17 protein-coding genes are annotated in these 15,472 nt (G+C 62.1%); 8 read left to right on the forward strand and 9 right to left on the reverse strand.

Annotation, left to right across the window (positions count from 1 at the left end; all coding sequences use genetic code 11):
- Nucleotides 1-23 precede the first annotated feature (23 nt).
- Nucleotides 24-785 carry an SOS response-associated peptidase gene (locus tag A3AU_RS0113670; RefSeq protein ID WP_027053339.1) on the reverse strand — a complete coding sequence of 254 codons (762 nt, stop codon included), beginning with the start codon at nucleotides 783-785 and terminating at the stop codon, nucleotides 24-26.
- A 125-nt stretch (nucleotides 786-910) separates the two neighbouring features.
- Between A3AU_RS0113670 and A3AU_RS0113675 the strand changes: the two genes are divergently transcribed.
- The 4 genes from A3AU_RS0113675 (at nucleotide 911) to A3AU_RS0113690 (ending at nucleotide 3,252) form a co-directional block, all read left to right on the forward strand.
- Nucleotides 911-1,336 (forward strand): NUDIX hydrolase, encoded by a 426-nt coding sequence (locus tag A3AU_RS0113675; protein ID WP_027053340.1) that lies wholly within the window; start codon nucleotides 911-913, stop codon nucleotides 1,334-1,336.
- 72 nt (nucleotides 1,337-1,408) lie between these two features.
- Entirely contained in the window at nucleotides 1,409-1,786 is a 378-nt protein-coding gene (locus A3AU_RS0113680; protein ID WP_027053341.1) for a TIGR02301 family protein, read from the forward strand.
- A gap of 350 nt (nucleotides 1,787-2,136) precedes the next feature.
- Nucleotides 2,137-2,394, forward strand: coding sequence for a hypothetical protein (locus tag A3AU_RS0113685; protein ID WP_008874920.1), 258 nt, complete (start codon nucleotides 2,137-2,139; stop codon nucleotides 2,392-2,394).
- Nucleotides 2,395-2,463: 69 nt separating this feature from the next.
- Nucleotides 2,464-3,252 carry a hypothetical protein gene (locus tag A3AU_RS0113690; RefSeq protein WP_027053342.1) on the forward strand — a complete coding sequence of 263 codons (789 nt, stop codon included), beginning with the start codon at nucleotides 2,464-2,466 and terminating at the stop codon, nucleotides 3,250-3,252.
- A gap of 34 nt (nucleotides 3,253-3,286) precedes the next feature.
- Here the strand turns inward: A3AU_RS0113690 and A3AU_RS1000000137860 are convergent, their stop codons facing one another.
- Entirely contained in the window at nucleotides 3,287-3,664 is a 378-nt protein-coding gene (locus A3AU_RS1000000137860; RefSeq protein ID WP_081709522.1) for a hypothetical protein, read from the reverse strand.
- Nucleotides 3,665-3,915: 251 nt separating this feature from the next.
- On the reverse strand, nucleotides 3,916-5,247 hold the full coding sequence (locus A3AU_RS0113695) for a dihydroorotase (protein ID WP_027053343.1): 1,332 nt from the start codon (nucleotides 5,245-5,247) through the stop codon (nucleotides 3,916-3,918).
- A 75-nt stretch (nucleotides 5,248-5,322) separates the two neighbouring features.
- Between A3AU_RS0113695 and ygfZ the strand changes: the two genes are divergently transcribed.
- From ygfZ to A3AU_RS0113710, 3 genes are all read left to right on the forward strand, one after another.
- On the forward strand, nucleotides 5,323-6,183 hold the full coding sequence (gene ygfZ / locus A3AU_RS0113700) for a CAF17-like 4Fe-4S cluster assembly/insertion protein YgfZ (protein ID WP_027053344.1): 861 nt from the start codon (nucleotides 5,323-5,325) through the stop codon (nucleotides 6,181-6,183).
- Nucleotides 6,183-6,818, forward strand: coding sequence for an HD domain-containing protein (locus A3AU_RS0113705; RefSeq protein WP_027053345.1), 636 nt, complete (start codon nucleotides 6,183-6,185; stop codon nucleotides 6,816-6,818). Before ygfZ ends, A3AU_RS0113705 begins: the two co-directional genes overlap by 1 nt.
- 65 nt (nucleotides 6,819-6,883) lie before the next feature.
- On the forward strand, nucleotides 6,884-9,025 hold the full coding sequence (locus A3AU_RS0113710) for a putative bifunctional diguanylate cyclase/phosphodiesterase (RefSeq protein ID WP_027053346.1): 2,142 nt from the start codon (nucleotides 6,884-6,886) through the stop codon (nucleotides 9,023-9,025).
- 16 nt (nucleotides 9,026-9,041) lie between these two features.
- Here A3AU_RS0113710 and A3AU_RS0113715 read toward each other — a convergent pair whose 3' ends face one another.
- Nucleotides 9,042-9,932, reverse strand: coding sequence for a fatty acid desaturase family protein (locus A3AU_RS0113715; protein WP_027053347.1), 891 nt, complete (start codon nucleotides 9,930-9,932; stop codon nucleotides 9,042-9,044).
- A gap of 113 nt (nucleotides 9,933-10,045) precedes the next feature.
- Between A3AU_RS0113715 and A3AU_RS0113720 the strand changes: the two genes are divergently transcribed.
- Entirely contained in the window at nucleotides 10,046-10,963 is a 918-nt protein-coding gene (locus A3AU_RS0113720) for a LysR substrate-binding domain-containing protein (RefSeq protein WP_027053348.1), read from the forward strand.
- Nucleotides 10,964-10,979: 16 nt separating this feature from the next.
- Here A3AU_RS0113720 and A3AU_RS0113725 read toward each other — a convergent pair whose 3' ends face one another.
- From A3AU_RS0113725 to A3AU_RS0113745, 5 genes are all read right to left on the reverse strand, one after another.
- Nucleotides 10,980-11,252 (reverse strand): DUF3303 domain-containing protein, encoded by a 273-nt coding sequence (locus tag A3AU_RS0113725; RefSeq protein WP_027053349.1) that lies wholly within the window; start codon nucleotides 11,250-11,252, stop codon nucleotides 10,980-10,982.
- A gap of 18 nt (nucleotides 11,253-11,270) precedes the next feature.
- Nucleotides 11,271-12,734 (reverse strand): RimK family protein, encoded by a 1,464-nt coding sequence (locus A3AU_RS0113730; protein ID WP_027053350.1) that lies wholly within the window; start codon nucleotides 12,732-12,734, stop codon nucleotides 11,271-11,273.
- A complete protein-coding gene (locus A3AU_RS0113735; RefSeq protein WP_027053351.1) occupies nucleotides 12,731-13,837 on the reverse strand; it encodes a peptidase C39 family protein in 1,107 nt (368 codons plus the stop codon). The genes A3AU_RS0113730 and A3AU_RS0113735 overlap by 4 nt, the downstream gene beginning before the upstream one ends.
- Before the next feature lie 206 nt (nucleotides 13,838-14,043).
- Nucleotides 14,044-14,835, reverse strand: coding sequence for an anti-sigma factor family protein (locus tag A3AU_RS0113740; protein ID WP_027053352.1), 792 nt, complete (start codon nucleotides 14,833-14,835; stop codon nucleotides 14,044-14,046).
- Nucleotides 14,832-15,350 (reverse strand): sigma-70 family RNA polymerase sigma factor, encoded by a 519-nt coding sequence (locus A3AU_RS0113745; RefSeq protein WP_027053353.1) that lies wholly within the window; start codon nucleotides 15,348-15,350, stop codon nucleotides 14,832-14,834. The genes A3AU_RS0113740 and A3AU_RS0113745 overlap by 4 nt, the downstream gene beginning before the upstream one ends.
- Nucleotides 15,351-15,472 lie beyond the last annotated feature (122 nt).

Below are 15,472 nucleotides of genomic sequence, written 5' to 3' on the forward strand. Positions count from 1 at the left end.
GCGCCTCCAGATAACAGCTTCAGCTAGAACAACGTCATCTGACTGTCGTCGGCGCCAAGCTTGTGGCGCTTGGCCTTCTCGGGCTCCGGCCCGATCTCCCCTCTCAGCTGAATCTCCGGGCCGGTGTTGGCGACCTTGTTGACGAGGTCGGATACGGGGATCGCCTCGAAGAAATCGAGCTGCGCCGGCCGCAGCAGGTCGGCGATATCGCGCGGCTCCAGCGTGCGGCAATCCAGCCAACGGGCGAAATCCCTGGGATCGATGACCACCGGCATCCGATCGTGGATGTGGGCGACGTCGGCATTGGCGTTGACCGTCAGGATGGCGCCGGTGTCCATTTCCGATCCGCCCGGCTCGGCATAGGTCTCGATCAGGCCGGCAAAGGCGACGAGGCCGCCATGCCGGGGCCGTATCCAGTAAGGCTGCCCCTTCTTGCCCCCGCTCTGCCGCCACTCGTAAAAACCCGAAGCCGGCACCAAAGCGCGGCGATGGCGCATGGCGGCCTTGAACGAGGCCTTTTCGATTGCCCCTTCCGAGCGTGCATTGATCAGCAGCGGAAACTCCCTGGTGTCCTTGACCCAGGCGGGAATGAGCCCCCAGCGCACCAGCATGGATTGCCGGTCCGGCAAATTGGAGCCCGGCGCCCGCGGAGCGGCGCTGGTCGCCACCAGCACCGGCTGCGTCGGCGCGATGTTGTAGCGCGCCGGAAATTCCTCCAGCTCGGCCAAGCCGAGAAAGGCAGCGGTCTGATCCGGCGGCGCGGTCAAGGCAAAACGTCCGCACATGGTCGATGGGTGCCCTTCGAATGGTATGGAATGAAGGTGGCGATGGAACCGGCGTTGCGCAACCGCTAAAGCTTCCTCATGCTGGGCGGTCCACAACAGACCTGCCATCGAGCCCGATCGAAGCCATGAACGAACAGCGCAAGACACTTCCGGCCGTTTCGGTGGCCGTCGTGCGTGGTGACACCGTACTGCTGGTCAAGCGAGCACGGCAGCCCTCGCGGGGGCTTTATGCCTTTCCGGGAGGCAAGGTCGAGGCCGGCGAGACGCTGGAGGATGCCGCGAAGCGTGAACTGCAGGAAGAGACCGGTTTGCATGCCACCGGATTTCGCCCGCTTCGGGAAATCCATATCGACGGCAGGGACGACAGCCACCCGGTCGATTACCGCCTGACAGTCTTCGGGGCGGCCTATGCCGGCGGCGAGGCCGTGGCCAGCGACGATGCCGAGACAGCCGCATTCTACACGCTGCGTGAGATGGCGACCCTGCCGCTTGCCGGTTCGGTGTTCGCTGTGGCGGAAGATCTGCTTGGCCGGCCTGCTGGTTCCCCCTGAAGCCGCCGAATTTCTCCAACCGCCGCGCCGCAAACGCCTTGCAGGCGACAAATTGTTTGGCCACATAGGCTCATGAGCCGCCCTCCGTTTCTTGTCGCCTTGTGCCTTGCCGTCAGTATGGCTGTGGCAACACAGCCTGCGTTCAGTGCCGAGTCGCCGTTCGAGCCGGGGCTGATGCGGCTGGCGGAGGTTCTGGGGTCGCTGCATTTCCTACGCAATCTGTGCGGGGAGAAGGGCGACCAGTGGCGTGGCGAAATGGAAAAACTGCTCGATTCGGAGAATCCGGACCCGGAGCGACGCGCCCGCTTCATCGCCAGCTTCAATCGCGGCTATCGTTCCTTCGGCGGCACCTATACCCAGTGCACCGCTTCGGCCACCGAAGCCATCAGCCGTTACATGAAGGAAGGCGAGACGCTGTCGCGCGATATCGCGTCGCGCTACGGAAACTAGCCTCCATCAACAGATATTCGCGCTCACGCCTGCGACGACGGGCTTATCAAGCTTGTCTCGGTCCCTGACTTGGTGCAATCCTGATGTTGCACTTCTGCAACAGTGTTAATCAAACGTTACCGCACGAATGCGGAATTAACTCAAACTGAAGGTTTTCACCCCGCAGGCCGGCCTAATCGGCTAAGTTTGTTCCGGGTTGAAACGCAGCTTCGCCAGACATAGCCGCCTGCTGTAAAAGACGATCAAAAAAATGTCGTATTTACAGATACTTACTTGAGGCTGCGTGTAACGGAACAGATCAAGCCTGATCCACACTGATGGGTTGCCGCTTGAAAGGGTGGACATCGCTTATGGAACATGGTGTCAACGACATCGACGCGCTGGTCAGGGAAGAAAAACGCCTGACGGCGGTGGAGAGCCACAGCGAAGCCTGGGCGGAAGGCCTTTCGGCCGGCATCGAGCCCGAGATCATTGCCGAAGCGGCGCTTGAGACCGCATTCGGCGAAATGCTGCGCGCCAACGGCGAGACATCGGCCCTTGCCCTGCTCGACCGCATGCGTGAAAAGGTGATTGCTGGTGCCTTCGAACCCGAGCGGCTGCGGCACTGAACCGACATTGGTTCTTTGACGATCGAGTGCCGTTTGGGCATCATGCCCGGAGCCAAGGAGATACGGGCAGTGAATTTTCCGATGTCAGGCCAACCGAAGGGCCTGGTCCTCTACATCCGCCTCGCCGCTTGCTGTGCCGCGATTGCCTTTGTGACGTGCCTGGCAAGCAGCCCGGCCTATGCACTGAGCGAGATCAAGCGCGAAGAGCTCCCCTCGCCTGTCACACCGTCAACGGATGACGACGTTTCGCCCGGGGGCGCGATTCCCATGCCTGACCCGGTGGGAACGCCGCCATCGACCGGCCAGCAGCCGGCTGCTCCGGACGCGGCGGAGCCCAACATTCCATCGGATGGCGGCAGCAACAGGCCGCGTGTCGATCCCGAAGCGCCGTTGCCGGAAGTCGTCTACGACCTCGGCAAGCTGCCCGAGCCCGTGCGGCGCATGCATGATTTGATCATCGAAGCCTGCAAGAGCGGCGACATTGAAAAGCTCCGGCCGTTGATCGGCAAGGGCGACAGCATGACCCAGCTGTCATTGGCCGACATCGATGGCGACGCCATTACCTTTCTCAAAGGGCTATCCGGAGATCCTGACGGCCAGGAAATCCTGGCCATCCTGGAGGAAGTGCTCAGTGCCGGCTATGTCCATGTCGACGCGGGAACGCCCCAGGAACTCTATGTCTGGCCGTATTTCTTCTCACTTCCGCTGGACAAGCTCGACGCCAGGCAACGGGTCGAGCTGTTCAAGATCGTCACCGCAGGCGATTTCGACGACATGAAGCAGTTCGGCGCCTACATCTTCTATCGCGTCGGCATTACGCCCGCCGGGGAGTGGACATTTTTCGTCGCTGGGGATTGAGCGGCCCTGCGGACGGGGAGCATCGCCTTCCTGTTTATTTACAAGTATATTCCCACGTGAAGTACTGTGGATGCTCTGCATCGGGATCCTCATCCTGCTCCGGATCCCTGCTTATTGTTATGCCTCCTAATGCACTAACGCCATTTTGGCAGTTACCCTTGATCAATCCTGCAACCATTCCAAAAACTTGCAAATGGCGATCCCGGAATGACATCGTCGCCAACGGTCCATCATATTTTTTTCTGTCGTGAATGACTTCTATGCGCCTGTTATTCGAACCCAGATCGACGACGGGGTAGCTGAAATGTGATCCACTCAATTCAGACACGCCTTGCGTCAGGGTATCCAGTGCATTTGCTGAAATTGTCGTCATACCCACAATGAATAGGGTAGCGAATGTATGTTTGATCATGATTCCTCCCAAAGACGATAACTAGAAATTGTCTCGGTGGTTTACTTGCCGACCAATTAAAACAAAACCCTGAAACGACTTTCAGTCAAAATTGCGTCCGAGCAAGACAGCATGCGGCTTGAAAAAATTGAAGCCGCATAGATCAGAGCCGCATAATGACCAGTAATGACGGACTGGGGCTTGTGCCCCATCCGGTCAGGACTGCGGTAGATCCAAGGGGATGCGGAAAGCGCGGCTTGTTATTAGGTCGCCTATCCCGGAAGTGCCTCGGAAAACTCCACCGCCCTGCCTTGCCCAGGCGTGACGATCTCGCCGTCCCACATGATGCGGCGGCCGCGAACGACGGTGCCGACCGGCCAGCCGGTCACTTCCTTGCCATGATAAGGCGTCCAACCCGCCTTCGAGCCGGCCTGTGCATTGGTGATGGTCTCGCGTCGCTTCATGTCGACAATGGTGAAATCGGCATCGTAACCGGCGGCGATGCGTCCTTTTCTGGCCATGCCGAAAATGCGCTGCGGGCCGTGGCTGGACAGGTCGACGAAACGCTGCAGGGTCAGCCGACCGGCATTGACGTGGTCAAGCATGATCGGCACCAGTGTCTGCACACCGGTCATGCCCGAAGGCGAAGCCGGATACGGTTTTGCCTTTTCGGCCAGCGTGTGTGGTGCATGATCGGAGCCGAGCACGTCGACGATGCCCTGCGCGATGCCATGCCAGACGCCGTCGCGGTGGCGCGAGGCACGCACTGGCGGGTTCATTTGGATAAGCGTGCCGAGCCTGGGATAGTCCTCGGCGCTCAGCGTCAGATGGTGCGGCGTCGCCTCGCAGGTCGCCACATCCTTGTGCTGTTCTAGGAACAAGATCTCCTCGGCGGTCGAGATGTGCAGGACGTGGATGCGGGCGCGGGTCTGCCGCGCGATACGCACCAGCCGCTCGGTGCAGCGCAAGGCGGCGATCTCGTCGCGCCAGACCGGATGTGATGACGGATCGCCCTCGATGCGCTCGCCAAGGCGCTCACGCAACCTGAATTCATCCTCGGAATGGAACGCGGCACGACGGCGTGTGTTGCGCAGGATCGAGGCGACGCCTTCGTCATCCTCGACCAACAGGTCACCAGTGGACGATCCCATGAAGACCTTTATTCCCGCCGCGCCCGGCAACCGCTCGAGCTCACCGACGTCCCTGGCGTTGTCACGAGTACCGCCGACCCAAAACGCGAAGTCGCAATGCATGCGGCCGCTACCGCGCCGGACCTTGTCGGCAAGCGTTGCCTCGCTGGTGGTCAACGGGTTGGTATTGGGCATCTCGAACACCGCGGTGACACCGCCAAGCACCGCAGCCCGCGAGCCCGTTTCCAGATCTTCCTTGTGCTCCAGTCCCGGCTCGCGAAAATGCACCTGGCTGTCGACGACGCCAGGCAGGAGGTGCAGGCCGCGGCAGTCGATCGTCTCGCCGGCCGAGGCCTGGCGGAGATCGCCTATCGCGGCGATGCGCCCATTCTTCACGCCAATGTCCCGCGCCCCCTCACCGTCATGGTTGACCACTGTGCCGCCTGTCAGGATGAGGTCGTAGGTCATGGTCATGCTCTCTTGCGGGGGGAGTGTCAGCGGCTTACGTAATGGCCAACCGTTTTGCAAGATCAGGCTTTTATCCGCCCCATGCCCTTTGCCCTGCTGAAAGACCGCGCGCTCATCTTCGTCTCCGGCCCGGACGCCGAGCACTTTCTGCAAAATATCCTGACCACCGATCTCGATACGCTTGGCGCCGGCGAAGCCAAGCCCGGCGCTCTGTTGACGCCGCAAGGCAAGATCCTGTTCGATTTCCTGATCTCGCGTGCCGGTGAGAACGCCTTCCGGCTCGAATGCCGGACCGACATTTCAGATGATTTCATTCACCGACTGACGCTCTACAAGCTTCGCGCCAAGGTCGAGATTGCCAAGTCGGAACAAGCGCTTGTCGCTATCATGTGGGGAAAAGAGTCAATCGCCTCAGAAAGCGATTCAACAGCGGTTGCCGACCGGCGCTTTCGCGACGAAAGCGTCATGCGCTCCTATGCCGGCGCTGCAGACGCCGGCGACATCGCCGCGTGGCAGGCCTTCCGCATCGCCCACGGCATCGCCGAAAGCGGTGCCGATTATGCGTTGGGAGACGCCTTCCCGCATGACGTGCTGCTCGACGAGACAGGCGGCGTCGGCTTCAGGAAAGGCTGCTATGTCGGCCAGGAAGTCGTCTCGCGCATGCAGCATCGCGGCACCGCAAGGCGGCGCGTGCTGATTGTCCAGGCCGGACTTCCCCTGCCGGCTTCCGGCACCGAACTGACGGTCGAGGGACGGTCGGTCGGCACGCTCGGCTCAAGTGCCGGCACGTCAGGGCTTGCCATTGCCCGCATCGACAGGGTCAAGGCGGCGCTGGACGCCGGCCAGCCGATCCTTGCCGGCGATGTGCCGGTGACGATGGCCATTCCCGCTTGGGCCAAATTCAATTTCCCGCAGGAATCCGTCAGCGCGGAGGAAGCCTGATGGCGGCGGACCGCGCCGGCGCGCCGCCACGCGCCTGGCAGCGCATGCTGTCCGGTCGCCGGCTCGACCTGCTCGACCCCTCGCCGCTGGACATCGAGATCTCGGACATTGCGCATGGGCTTGCCCGCGTCGCCCGCTGGAACGGCCAAACCAGCGGCGAGCATGCCTTTTCGGTCGCCCAGCATTCGCTGCTGGTCGAAGCCCTGTTCAACGATCTGGTGCCGCAGGCTTCGGCGACCGACCGGCTCGCCGCCCTGCTGCACGACGCGCCTGAATATGTCATCGGCGACATGATCTCGCCGTTCAAGTCGGTGATGGGTGGCAGCTACAAGGATTGCGAATTGCGCTTGCAGCGCGCCATCCATCTGCGCTTCTCGCTGCCTCCCGAACCGGCCGCGGCGCTGCGCAGGGACATCAAGCGCGCCGACCAGATCGCCGCCTATTTCGAGGCGACGCTGCTTGCCGGCTTCTCGACCGCGGAAGCGACCGAATTCTTCGGCCGTCCACGTGGTTTTTCCGCCGAGCGTTTCGACTTCACGCCGCGCTCGGTGACCTCAGCGCAGAATGCGTTCCTCAAACGCTTTTCGACGCTTGAGACGTCGCGGCACCCGGTTGCGACCTCGGTGTTAGGGTAGAAAACGCTAAATTAACCGGTAGGGACAACAGTGTGGTGTTCGATCACGCACCGCAGGCGCGCCCTATGCCCGTCGTGGATGTCAAGGATGGTTCGGTCGTCCCGGAGCGGGTCGCCGAAGGCGTGGAGCGCTCGCGCCGCATGGAAGACGAGCTGCGCGAACAGAACGAACGCTTTTCAGCCGCTGTCGAGAACATGTCGCATGGCCTGTGCATGTTCGATGCCGACGAGCGCATGATCATCTGCAACGGCAACTACCTCAAGATCTTCTGCCTCGACGCCAAGCTGATACGGCCGGGCATCCATTTCATCGACATCCTGCGGCACAGCGCCGACATCGGCATCGCCTCGCAAAGCGCCGACGAGCTCTATGCCATCCGCAAACCCTATATCGACCAGGCGAAGGCTTCGACCTACGAAGAGATGCTTTCGGATGGTCGCATCATCAGTATCTCGCACCGCCCTCTGGCCTTAGGCGGCTGGGTCTCGATCTACGAGGACATAACCGAACAACGACGCGCCGAGCAGGATCTCAAGGAGCAGCACCGCCGGTTCGACGCCGCGCTCGCCAACATGTCGCAAGGCCTGCTGATGTACGACGGAGACGGCAAGATGATCGTGCGCAACAGGCGTTTTCTCGAGCTCTACAACGTTACCGCGGCGGACTTTCCCCTTGGAGCGACGCACCGCGACGCGCTCGAACGACTGCTGGAACTCGGCATCTACACGAAGATCGACGTCGACAGCGAAGTCGCCAAAACCGAAGCCTGCCTGGTAGCGGGGAAACCCCATTCGGCCTATCGCTATCTTGCCGACGGCAGGACGGTTCTGGTCACACGCCGGCCTATGAGCGGCGGCGGCTGGGTGGTGACCTTCGACGACGTCACCGAACGTCGCCGCACCGAGGAGCGCATGATCCATCTTGCGCATCACGACACGCTGACTGGACTGCCCAACCGCTCGATGTTCCGCGAACGGCTCGACCTGGCACTGGAGGACACCACGGCACCACCGTTGGCAATCTTCTCGCTCGATCTAGACCGCTTCAAGGCGATCAACGACACCTGGGGACATCCTGCCGGCGACTGGCTATTGAAAAGCGTGGCTGAGAGGCTGCAGCGTTGCCTGCGCAATGAGACGGACATCGTCGCCCGCTTCGGCGGCGACGAGTTCGTCGTCCTGCAGTTCAATTCCAGGGGTATCGCCGACGCCGAAAGACTGGCGAAGCGCATCGTCGAGGCGATCGCGAAACCGTTTCGCGACAGGAGCCGGGACATGCATGTCGGCATCAGCCTGGGCATCTCCATCTTCCCAGAAGACGGCAGGGACGCCGATACGCTGCTGAAGAATGCCGATACGGCGCTCTATCGGGCCAAGAGCGAAGGGAGAAACCTTTATCGTTTCTTTGAGCCCGCAATGGACGCCATAGTACAGGCCCGCCGGGCGCTCGAGGTCGACCTGGAGGCTGCGCTGCCGCGGCAGGAATTCGATCTCGATTTCCAGCCCATCATGAACATCGCCTCGGGCGAGATCATCGGCGCGGAGGCCTTGATGCGCTGGCATTCCCCGGCACGTGGCACCGTCGGGCCGGACCAATTCATTCCGGTTGCCGAAGAAACCGGCCTGATCGTGCCGCTTGGCGAGTGGGCGCTCAGAAAGGCCTGTGCGGCGGCGGCAAGCTGGCCTCCTGGGTTGCGCATCGCGGTCAATGTCTCGGCCGTTCAGCTCAAAAGCGGCGGGTTTGCCCGCAGCGTCATTTCTGCGCTGGCCTTTTCCGGCGTGCCGGCCGGACAGCTGGAGCTGGAGATCACCGAAACCGTGCTGATGGACGAGAGCAAGGCCGTGTTGAAGACGCTGCAGCAGTTGCGCGACCTCGGCATCCGCATCGCGCTGGATGATTTCGGCACCGGCTATTCCTCGCTCGGCTATCTCAGGCGTTTCCCGGTCGACAAGATCAAGATCGACCGCTCCTTCATCCGCGACATGGGCAATCGCGACACGGCGGCGATCGTCCGCACCATTATCGGGCTCGGCACCGAGCTTGGCATTGTCGTCACCGCCGAGGGCGTCGAGACCGAGGAGCAACTCGACATGCTGCGTGACAATGGCTGTGTCGAGGCGCAGGGCTATCTGATCGGCGTGCCGTCGAAGGCAGCGGACATCGTTCGGCTGCTGAAGTCGCGGGCGTGGCACAGCCAAGCCGGCTGATGGCAGCGGCGCGAGGTCAGCGCAGCGTTTCCAGATATTTTTCATGGAAGCTGACATAGCCCGGCTCGACCACCTTGAGATGCCGCTCGATCAGTGCGTGAAACCGCGGCAATTGATGAAACGGCACACCGGGATAGGCATGATGCTCGGCATGGAACGGCATGTTCCAGGCCAGCTTGCGCACCACCCAATTGGTCAGCGTGGTTCTCGTGTTCTCCAGCATGTTGGCAACGAACGGACAGCGGCCGTGCTCGGCCAGGAGGTAGAGGCGCAGAAAGGGCTGACCGAGCAGAGCGGGAATGATCCAGACATAGACAAGCACAGTGAGCCGGAAATAGACGGAGAGCAGGATGACGACGGCGTAGAAGGCTATCATGGCACGCGCCTCGGTCCGAACCTTGGGTCGGCCTTTCGGGGGCACATAGCTTTCCTCGCTGCCGCCGGCCGCATTGGCGTAGAGCGTCTTGAGATGACCCCACCACATCGGAATTCCTGAGACATGCACGAGATATTGCCGCAGCGTTTCCGGTTTGGGAAAAGCCAGTTCCGGATCGTTCTCGGGATCCTGGGTGAAGCGGTGATGGGCGAAATGGAAATAGCGGAACCAGTCGGCCGGCAACGCCAGCGCCAGGCTGCATACCCGCGCCACGGCATCGTTCAGCCACGGCGTCTCGAAGGCGGTGCGATGAACCGTCTCGTGCAGCAGCGTGAACAGGAAGACGATCAGGATGCCTTGCGGCAACATCAGCAGCGGCCAGAATGGCACCCTGGCTGCAATCAGCGATCCGATGATGACAATCGCCCCCCAGTGAGCGCCGAGTTGTACGAGACCCGCAGCGTCGGACTTGGCGGTCAGGCGACTGCGCTCTTGCGGGGTCAATGACGCGATTATCTGGCGATGGTCCATCGGATTCGATCCACGCTGGCGATTTGATGAGATCCACTCTAGTTGGTGAAAAAGCTTTCCAAAAACGACGATTCCTGCAATTTGGATAAGCTGATCTTATCTATCGGGCGATCATGGCCACATCTCCATCCTTGAAAGGACTTCAGGCTTTCGAGGCGGCGGCCCGCACAGGCAGCTTTGCCGCGGCGGCGGAAGAGCTTTCCGTTTCGGCCGCCGCGATCAGCCAGCTCATCCGCACCGTCGAGCAGCAGATGGGCCGCAAGCTGTTCCATCGGGTCAACCGCAAGGTCATGCTCACGGAGGCCGGCGTGGAAATGCTGCCACGGCTGACCATGGCCTTCCAGGAAATCGGCAGCGTCTCGCGCGAATTGGGCGGCGATGCTTTTCGCCCGCGCCTGGTGGTGTCGGTGCCGCCATCCATGGCCATGGGCTGGCTTTCGCAACGCCTCGCCGGCTTCGTTGCCAGCCACGGCGCCGCTGACATATCGCTGCGAGGTGACGACGATCCGGTGCCCTTTGACCGCGACCTGATCGACGTCAGGCTTTCCTATGGTCCGCATTATCGCGAGCACCCGACCGAGGACATCGTGCGGGACGCCGTCTATCCCGTCTGCGCGCCAAGGCTTGCCGCCGCAATCAAGGCTGATGACGGTGCGCTCGGCGGGCTGCCGCTGATCCATACCGACTGGGGTCCGACCGGCGCGTCGTTTCCGTCATGGCGCAACTGGTTCGAGGCTGCCGGTATCCAGCCCGGCCGGGCAGCGCAGCGTGGCCTTTCGGCCAACTCGTCGCGTGCGGCCCTCGACCTCGCCATTTCGGGGCTCGGCGTGGCGCTGGCGCAAGGGGTCTATTGCGCCGAGGCGCTGGAGGACGGCAGGCTGGTTCGGCCCGCTGTCAGGGCGATCGCGCTGCGCCAGCCCTATTGCCTGACTGTCCCGGAGCGCAGCTCAGGGCGCGATGTCGTGGCGGCCTTCCGCGATTGGCTGATCGACGAATGCCGGCGCGTGGTGGGCTCGCCGGTGCTGCGTTAACCGGTCAGGCTCCTGTTCAGAGGTGCCCGCTCAAGGCTGTCACCATATCCTTGTTGGTCGCCACCGGAATGATCTCGAACTCGACAAGATCAGCCCATTCGATGACCCAGCGCTGCAGCAGGGTAGCGTCGTCCGTCTCCACCAGCAGGAAGCAGCGGCTCATATCCGCCGCGATCCAGGAGTGGTGCACGACAAGCTCATCGGGCTTCAGGCGGCCGCGATCGCGAAAACGGCGGTAGATATCCTTGCGGTCGCAGCCGGTGAAGTCCTCGATGACAATGAACTGCATGGTTTCCCCTTGGTTGGATTACCGCCCCGGCCGGTCGAGCCGCTCGAGGAACCACTGTGTCAGCCGCACCCAGACCTCGTCCTTCTCGCCGGAATCCTCCCAGCCATGGTCGAGATTGGGGTTGTCGTTGACCTCGATGACGAAGACGCCGTCCTTGGTCTCCTTGAGGTCGACGCCGTAGAGGCCATCGCCGATGCAGCGCGCCGCCTTGACCGCGGTCTCGACGACATGGGCCGGCGTCTCCTTCAGCGTGAACGTCTTGATGCCGCCCTGGTCGGGCTTGCCGTTGGCCTTGTGGTTGACGATCTGCCAGTGCTTCTTGGCCATCAGATAATGCACGGCGAACAGCGGCTGGCCGCCGAGCACGCCGACGCGCCAGTCATATTCGGTCGGAATGAATTTCTGGGCGATCAGAAGGTCGGAATCCTCCAGCCATTCGGTTGCAAGTTGCGTCAGTTCCTCCAGGTTCGCGCATTTCTTGACACCGCGCGAGAAGGACGAATCCGGGATCTTCAGCACCAGCGGAAAACCCAGTGTCTGTGCCGCGAGTTCAAAATCCGAAGTGCCGGCGATCATCACCGTCGGCGGCACCGGCACCTTGTTGTAGGTCATCAGTTCGTTGAGATAGACCTTGTTGGTGCAACGGATCATCGACAGTGGATCGTCTATGACCGGCATGCCTTCCTGCTGGGCGCGGCGGGCGAACCGATAGGTGTGGTTGGAGATCGAGGTCGTCTCGCGGATGAACAGCGCATCGTAGTTCGCGAGCTTGGCGAGATCCTTCCTGGTGATCGGCTCGATTTCGACGCCCATCTTCTCGGCGATCTTGGCCCAGTAGCGCAACGACGAGATTTCCGACGGCGGCAACTCCTCATGCGGATCGACCAGCGTGGCGAAAGTGTAGCGCGCCGGCGTGCGCCCCTTGGTGTCGCGCCATTCGCGGTTGGTGTAGGTCTCCAGGCACTGGATGAAGCTCTTCTCTTCGTCCTCGGTCATGCGGGCCAAGGGATGGAAGCCGATCTTGCGGATCGATGCCCATTCGGCGCTGTCCTTGATATGGACCTCGAGCGCCGGTGCCCGGAACCAGTCGAACAACAGCTTGGCGAAACGGTCCCAGACTTTCGAGGGGCCAATGCCGAAGAAGATGCAGACCTTGGCCGGAAAGGCGCCGCCGAGATCCTTGCGGCATTTGTTGAGCGCCAGTTCCAGTTCCGGCAGCGCATGCTCGTAGAGCTTGCGCTCCGACAGGTCGATCATCGTCTCGACGGTCGGGATGACCTTGTGGCCGCGCGAACTCGCCAGCAGCGAGGCATAGTAGCCGCGGCTCTGGTAGCCATAGTTGTTCGACAGGTTGATGACCTTCGGCCGCTGGCCGCGAAACAGCGCCGGATGCGCGAGATAGTCGCGATTGGTGATGATCTTGTGCGGTGTCGCCACCTGGTCGAGATCGCTCTGCCGGCCGGTAAGGATGACCCAGGTCATTGTGTGTCGCGCTTCCCCAAAGTGATGGCGGCACGCAGTCCGTCGCGGCCGAACTGCGCCATGTTCATGAAGATGCCGTAGGGCACTGGAATGTTGGCGGCATCAAGGATGGTTTCCTGCCTTTCGTCCTCGACCCAGGGATCGTGGATCAGAATATGGTCGCCATCATCGCCAATGGCCAGTACCCAATGCGGCACCTTCTTGCCGAACATCAGGAAGCCGCTGATCAGCACCAGCACCAGTTTTCCCCCAGCGATCGCGGTTCTGATGTCGTCGATGGTGAAGGGGCGGTAATTCACCGGGATGCCGTAAAGTTCCGCGCGGCGGCGGAAGTCGACCTGGGCCAGTTCCATCACTCGGCGCTTGTCCTCGCTGCGCACCGATTGCAGGAACAACGCGCCGTAAAAGGAAACAAAAACCTCGGCAGCGAGCCCGCTTTCGTACCCGGAAACAGCGAGGCCGAACGGCTCACAGCCACCCGGTCCCGACATCATGAAGACGGTCGTGGCCTCCCGCCAGAGGCGGATTTCCATCACCGGGTCGGGCACGAAGCCTCTGTCGAAATTAGCCATGGCCATCATCAGGCAGCATGGGCCGCAGGTGAATTCGCAGGTCTGCTGATAGAACGGCACCCTGGTTGCGATCGGAATGTCGCCGCGCAGGGTCTTCTCATAGCGAAGCGCCGTCTCGCCATCCGCGTAATAGCCCGGCTCGCGGCCAATCTTGCGGTAACCGGCCTGCTCGTAGATGCGGATGGCGCGGTCATTGTCCTCGCGCACTTCGAGTCGCAACATCATGCGATCATGTTCGAAGGCGGCGTCCTCCGCCGAGCCCAGCAGCATGCGGCCCACACCCAGCCCGCCAAAAAACGGGCCTGTGGCTATGGAGTAAAGCCGCGCCACCCCACTGCCCTTGCGAAACAGCACGATAGCGTAGCCGGCGACGCGGCCATCGACTTCAGCGACCAAGGTCTCGGCCGTCTCGCGCTCAATGAACAGACGAAAGGAGCGACGGGAGATGCGATCGCTCGAGAAAACGGCTTTCTCGATCGCGGCGAGATCATCGACGTCAGACGCGCGGGCCGTGCGGATCTCGGCAGGCATGCGACTAGAGAAAACCTCGATTGGGTTGCGGAAACGGCCCGGTCAAAAGTGTCGCAAACACCGGCCGAAGCGCCGGTATTCATCAAGCGCTATCGCTCCTTGATTAGGGCCGAATTGTGACAGTTTCCGCGGCGGCAGGGAAGCGCGCCGGCTTTGAACAGGATCGCTGTTTTGAAGAGCCGCCGGCCACGAGAATTGTGCTCGGCTCAGCTAGCAAGGCCCGCCAGAAGCTGGCCGTAAGCGCTCTTGGCCACGACCGCCAATTGCTCGCGCGGCAAGGAGCCTACAACGGCGCAGCCGTAGCCCTTGTCCAGCCAGTAGACGGCCTGCGGGCCGTCCTGCGCCGAGGCATAGGTACCCTTGCTGCTCGCCGTCGATTCCGCGGTGACGAAGAGGGATATACGCTCGCCCTTGTCGTCCTCGTAGAGCAGCATCGCGGCCTTGCTTTCGCCGGCCGGCAGCAACCGGCCACCGACCAGTTGAAAGCCGTTCGCGGTCAAGTCCGGCGCCACCAGCTTCAGGCCGACCCGGTTGGACAGCCAGGTCTGCAAATGGTCTTTGTCGCTGGCCGGCACCTCCACCGCATGCCGCTGCTCGGCGGCGTAGATGACATGGGCCGCGATCGCCTGTTCGGCCAGTTGATCCTCTGCCGAATTCTCCTGCCCGATACCGTCGATACCGGCAAAGTAGCCGCCAAATCCGCCCGTGGCCAAAAGCACGGCCGCGGCGGCGGCGAGCCACCAGCGCGAGCGTGGCGCGGCAAACCTGGCAGGCGCTTCGCCGAGCACCACCTTGCGCAAGCTCGCCGGCACAGGCTCGTCCAGCACGCCGGCAAAGGCGGCTCGCAACGCCTCCCGGTCGGCGGTGAAGCGGGCGCTTCTGGCTTTCATCTCGGGATTGGCATCTAGCCAGGCACCGTAGGCGGCACGCTCATCGACCGGCAGTTCGCCGTCGAGCGCCATATGGATGTCACGTTCGGAAAAATCGCGGCGGATCATTTCTCGACGATCCTTATCGTGCGGCGGCGCGCCGTGTCGTCCAGCAGCCCCCGCAATTCCTCACGCCCGCGCGCAATGCGCGACATCAGCGTGCCGGCGGGTACGCCCAGAATGTTGGCGGCCTCGGCATAGGAAAAGCCCTCGATTGCAACCATGACAAGGGCCGCGCGGCGATCGGTGCTGATCGCTTGCAAAGCGTCGATGATCTCGCGCGAGGCGATGCCGTCCAGTTGCTCGGCCGGCTGGGCAACCGCCTCGCCCGCCTCCAGCGGCAGCATGGCCGCTTCGCCGCGACGGTTCACCTTGCGCATCTGGTCGATGAACAAATGATGCATGATCGTAAACAGCCACCTCCTGGGGCTTTCTCCCGTCTGCCAGTTGTCGAGCCGCATGAGCGCGCGTTCGAGGCAATCCTGAACGAGGTCGTCGGCAGAATCGCGGTCGCGCAAAAGCGAGCGAGCGTAGCGGCGCAGGCGCGGTATTTCGCCAAGGATTGCTGCCTTCTTTTCGTCCATGACCGCTGGTTCTGAGGTCGCCCTTGTTGATCACGATTGAACGCGCGTTCCCGGCGCGGCGCAAGCGGCCAGTGCGAAGCGGTCCGCCGCTCCGGTCACCCAAGCAATGAGATAACGCTGGC

This window comes from Mesorhizobium erdmanii USDA 3471, assembly GCF_000472705.1.
GTDB lineage: Bacteria > Pseudomonadota > Alphaproteobacteria > Rhizobiales > Rhizobiaceae > Mesorhizobium > Mesorhizobium erdmanii.

Excerpts from the sequence above, each read along its gene's own strand:
- A3AU_RS0113725 (WP_027053349.1), bottom strand. The coding sequence starts at position 11,252 with ATGCAGTTCATTGTCATCGAGGACTTCACCGGCTGCGACCGCAAGGAT.
- A3AU_RS0113710 (WP_027053346.1), top strand. The coding sequence starts at position 6,884 with ATGCCCGTCGTGGATGTCAAGGATGGTTCGGTCGTCCCGGAGCGGGTC.
- A3AU_RS0113715 (WP_027053347.1), bottom strand. The coding sequence starts at position 9,932 with ATGGACCATCGCCAGATAATCGCGTCATTGACCCCGCAAGAGCGCAGT.
- A3AU_RS0113740 (WP_027053352.1), bottom strand. The coding sequence starts at position 14,835 with ATGATCCGCCGCGATTTTTCCGAACGTGACATCCATATGGCGCTCGAC.
- ygfZ (WP_027053344.1), top strand. The coding sequence starts at position 5,323 with ATGCCCTTTGCCCTGCTGAAAGACCGCGCGCTCATCTTCGTCTCCGGC.
- A3AU_RS0113675 (WP_027053340.1), top strand. The coding sequence starts at position 911 with ATGAACGAACAGCGCAAGACACTTCCGGCCGTTTCGGTGGCCGTCGTG.
- A3AU_RS1000000137860 (WP_081709522.1), bottom strand. The coding sequence starts at position 3,664 with ATGATCAAACATACATTCGCTACCCTATTCATTGTGGGTATGACGACA.
- A3AU_RS0113695 (WP_027053343.1), bottom strand. The coding sequence starts at position 5,247 with ATGACCATGACCTACGACCTCATCCTGACAGGCGGCACAGTGGTCAAC.
- A3AU_RS0113735 (WP_027053351.1), bottom strand. The coding sequence starts at position 13,837 with ATGCCTGCCGAGATCCGCACGGCCCGCGCGTCTGACGTCGATGATCTC.
- A3AU_RS0113685 (WP_008874920.1), top strand. The coding sequence starts at position 2,137 with ATGGAACATGGTGTCAACGACATCGACGCGCTGGTCAGGGAAGAAAAA.
- A3AU_RS0113745 (WP_027053353.1), bottom strand. The coding sequence starts at position 15,350 with ATGGACGAAAAGAAGGCAGCAATCCTTGGCGAAATACCGCGCCTGCGC.
- A3AU_RS0113705 (WP_027053345.1), top strand. The coding sequence starts at position 6,183 with ATGGCGGCGGACCGCGCCGGCGCGCCGCCACGCGCCTGGCAGCGCATG.
- A3AU_RS0113730 (WP_027053350.1), bottom strand. The coding sequence starts at position 12,734 with ATGACCTGGGTCATCCTTACCGGCCGGCAGAGCGATCTCGACCAGGTG.
- A3AU_RS0113680 (WP_027053341.1), top strand. The coding sequence starts at position 1,409 with ATGAGCCGCCCTCCGTTTCTTGTCGCCTTGTGCCTTGCCGTCAGTATG.
- A3AU_RS0113720 (WP_027053348.1), top strand. The coding sequence starts at position 10,046 with ATGGCCACATCTCCATCCTTGAAAGGACTTCAGGCTTTCGAGGCGGCG.
- A3AU_RS0113670 (WP_027053339.1), bottom strand. The coding sequence starts at position 785 with ATGTGCGGACGTTTTGCCTTGACCGCGCCGCCGGATCAGACCGCTGCC.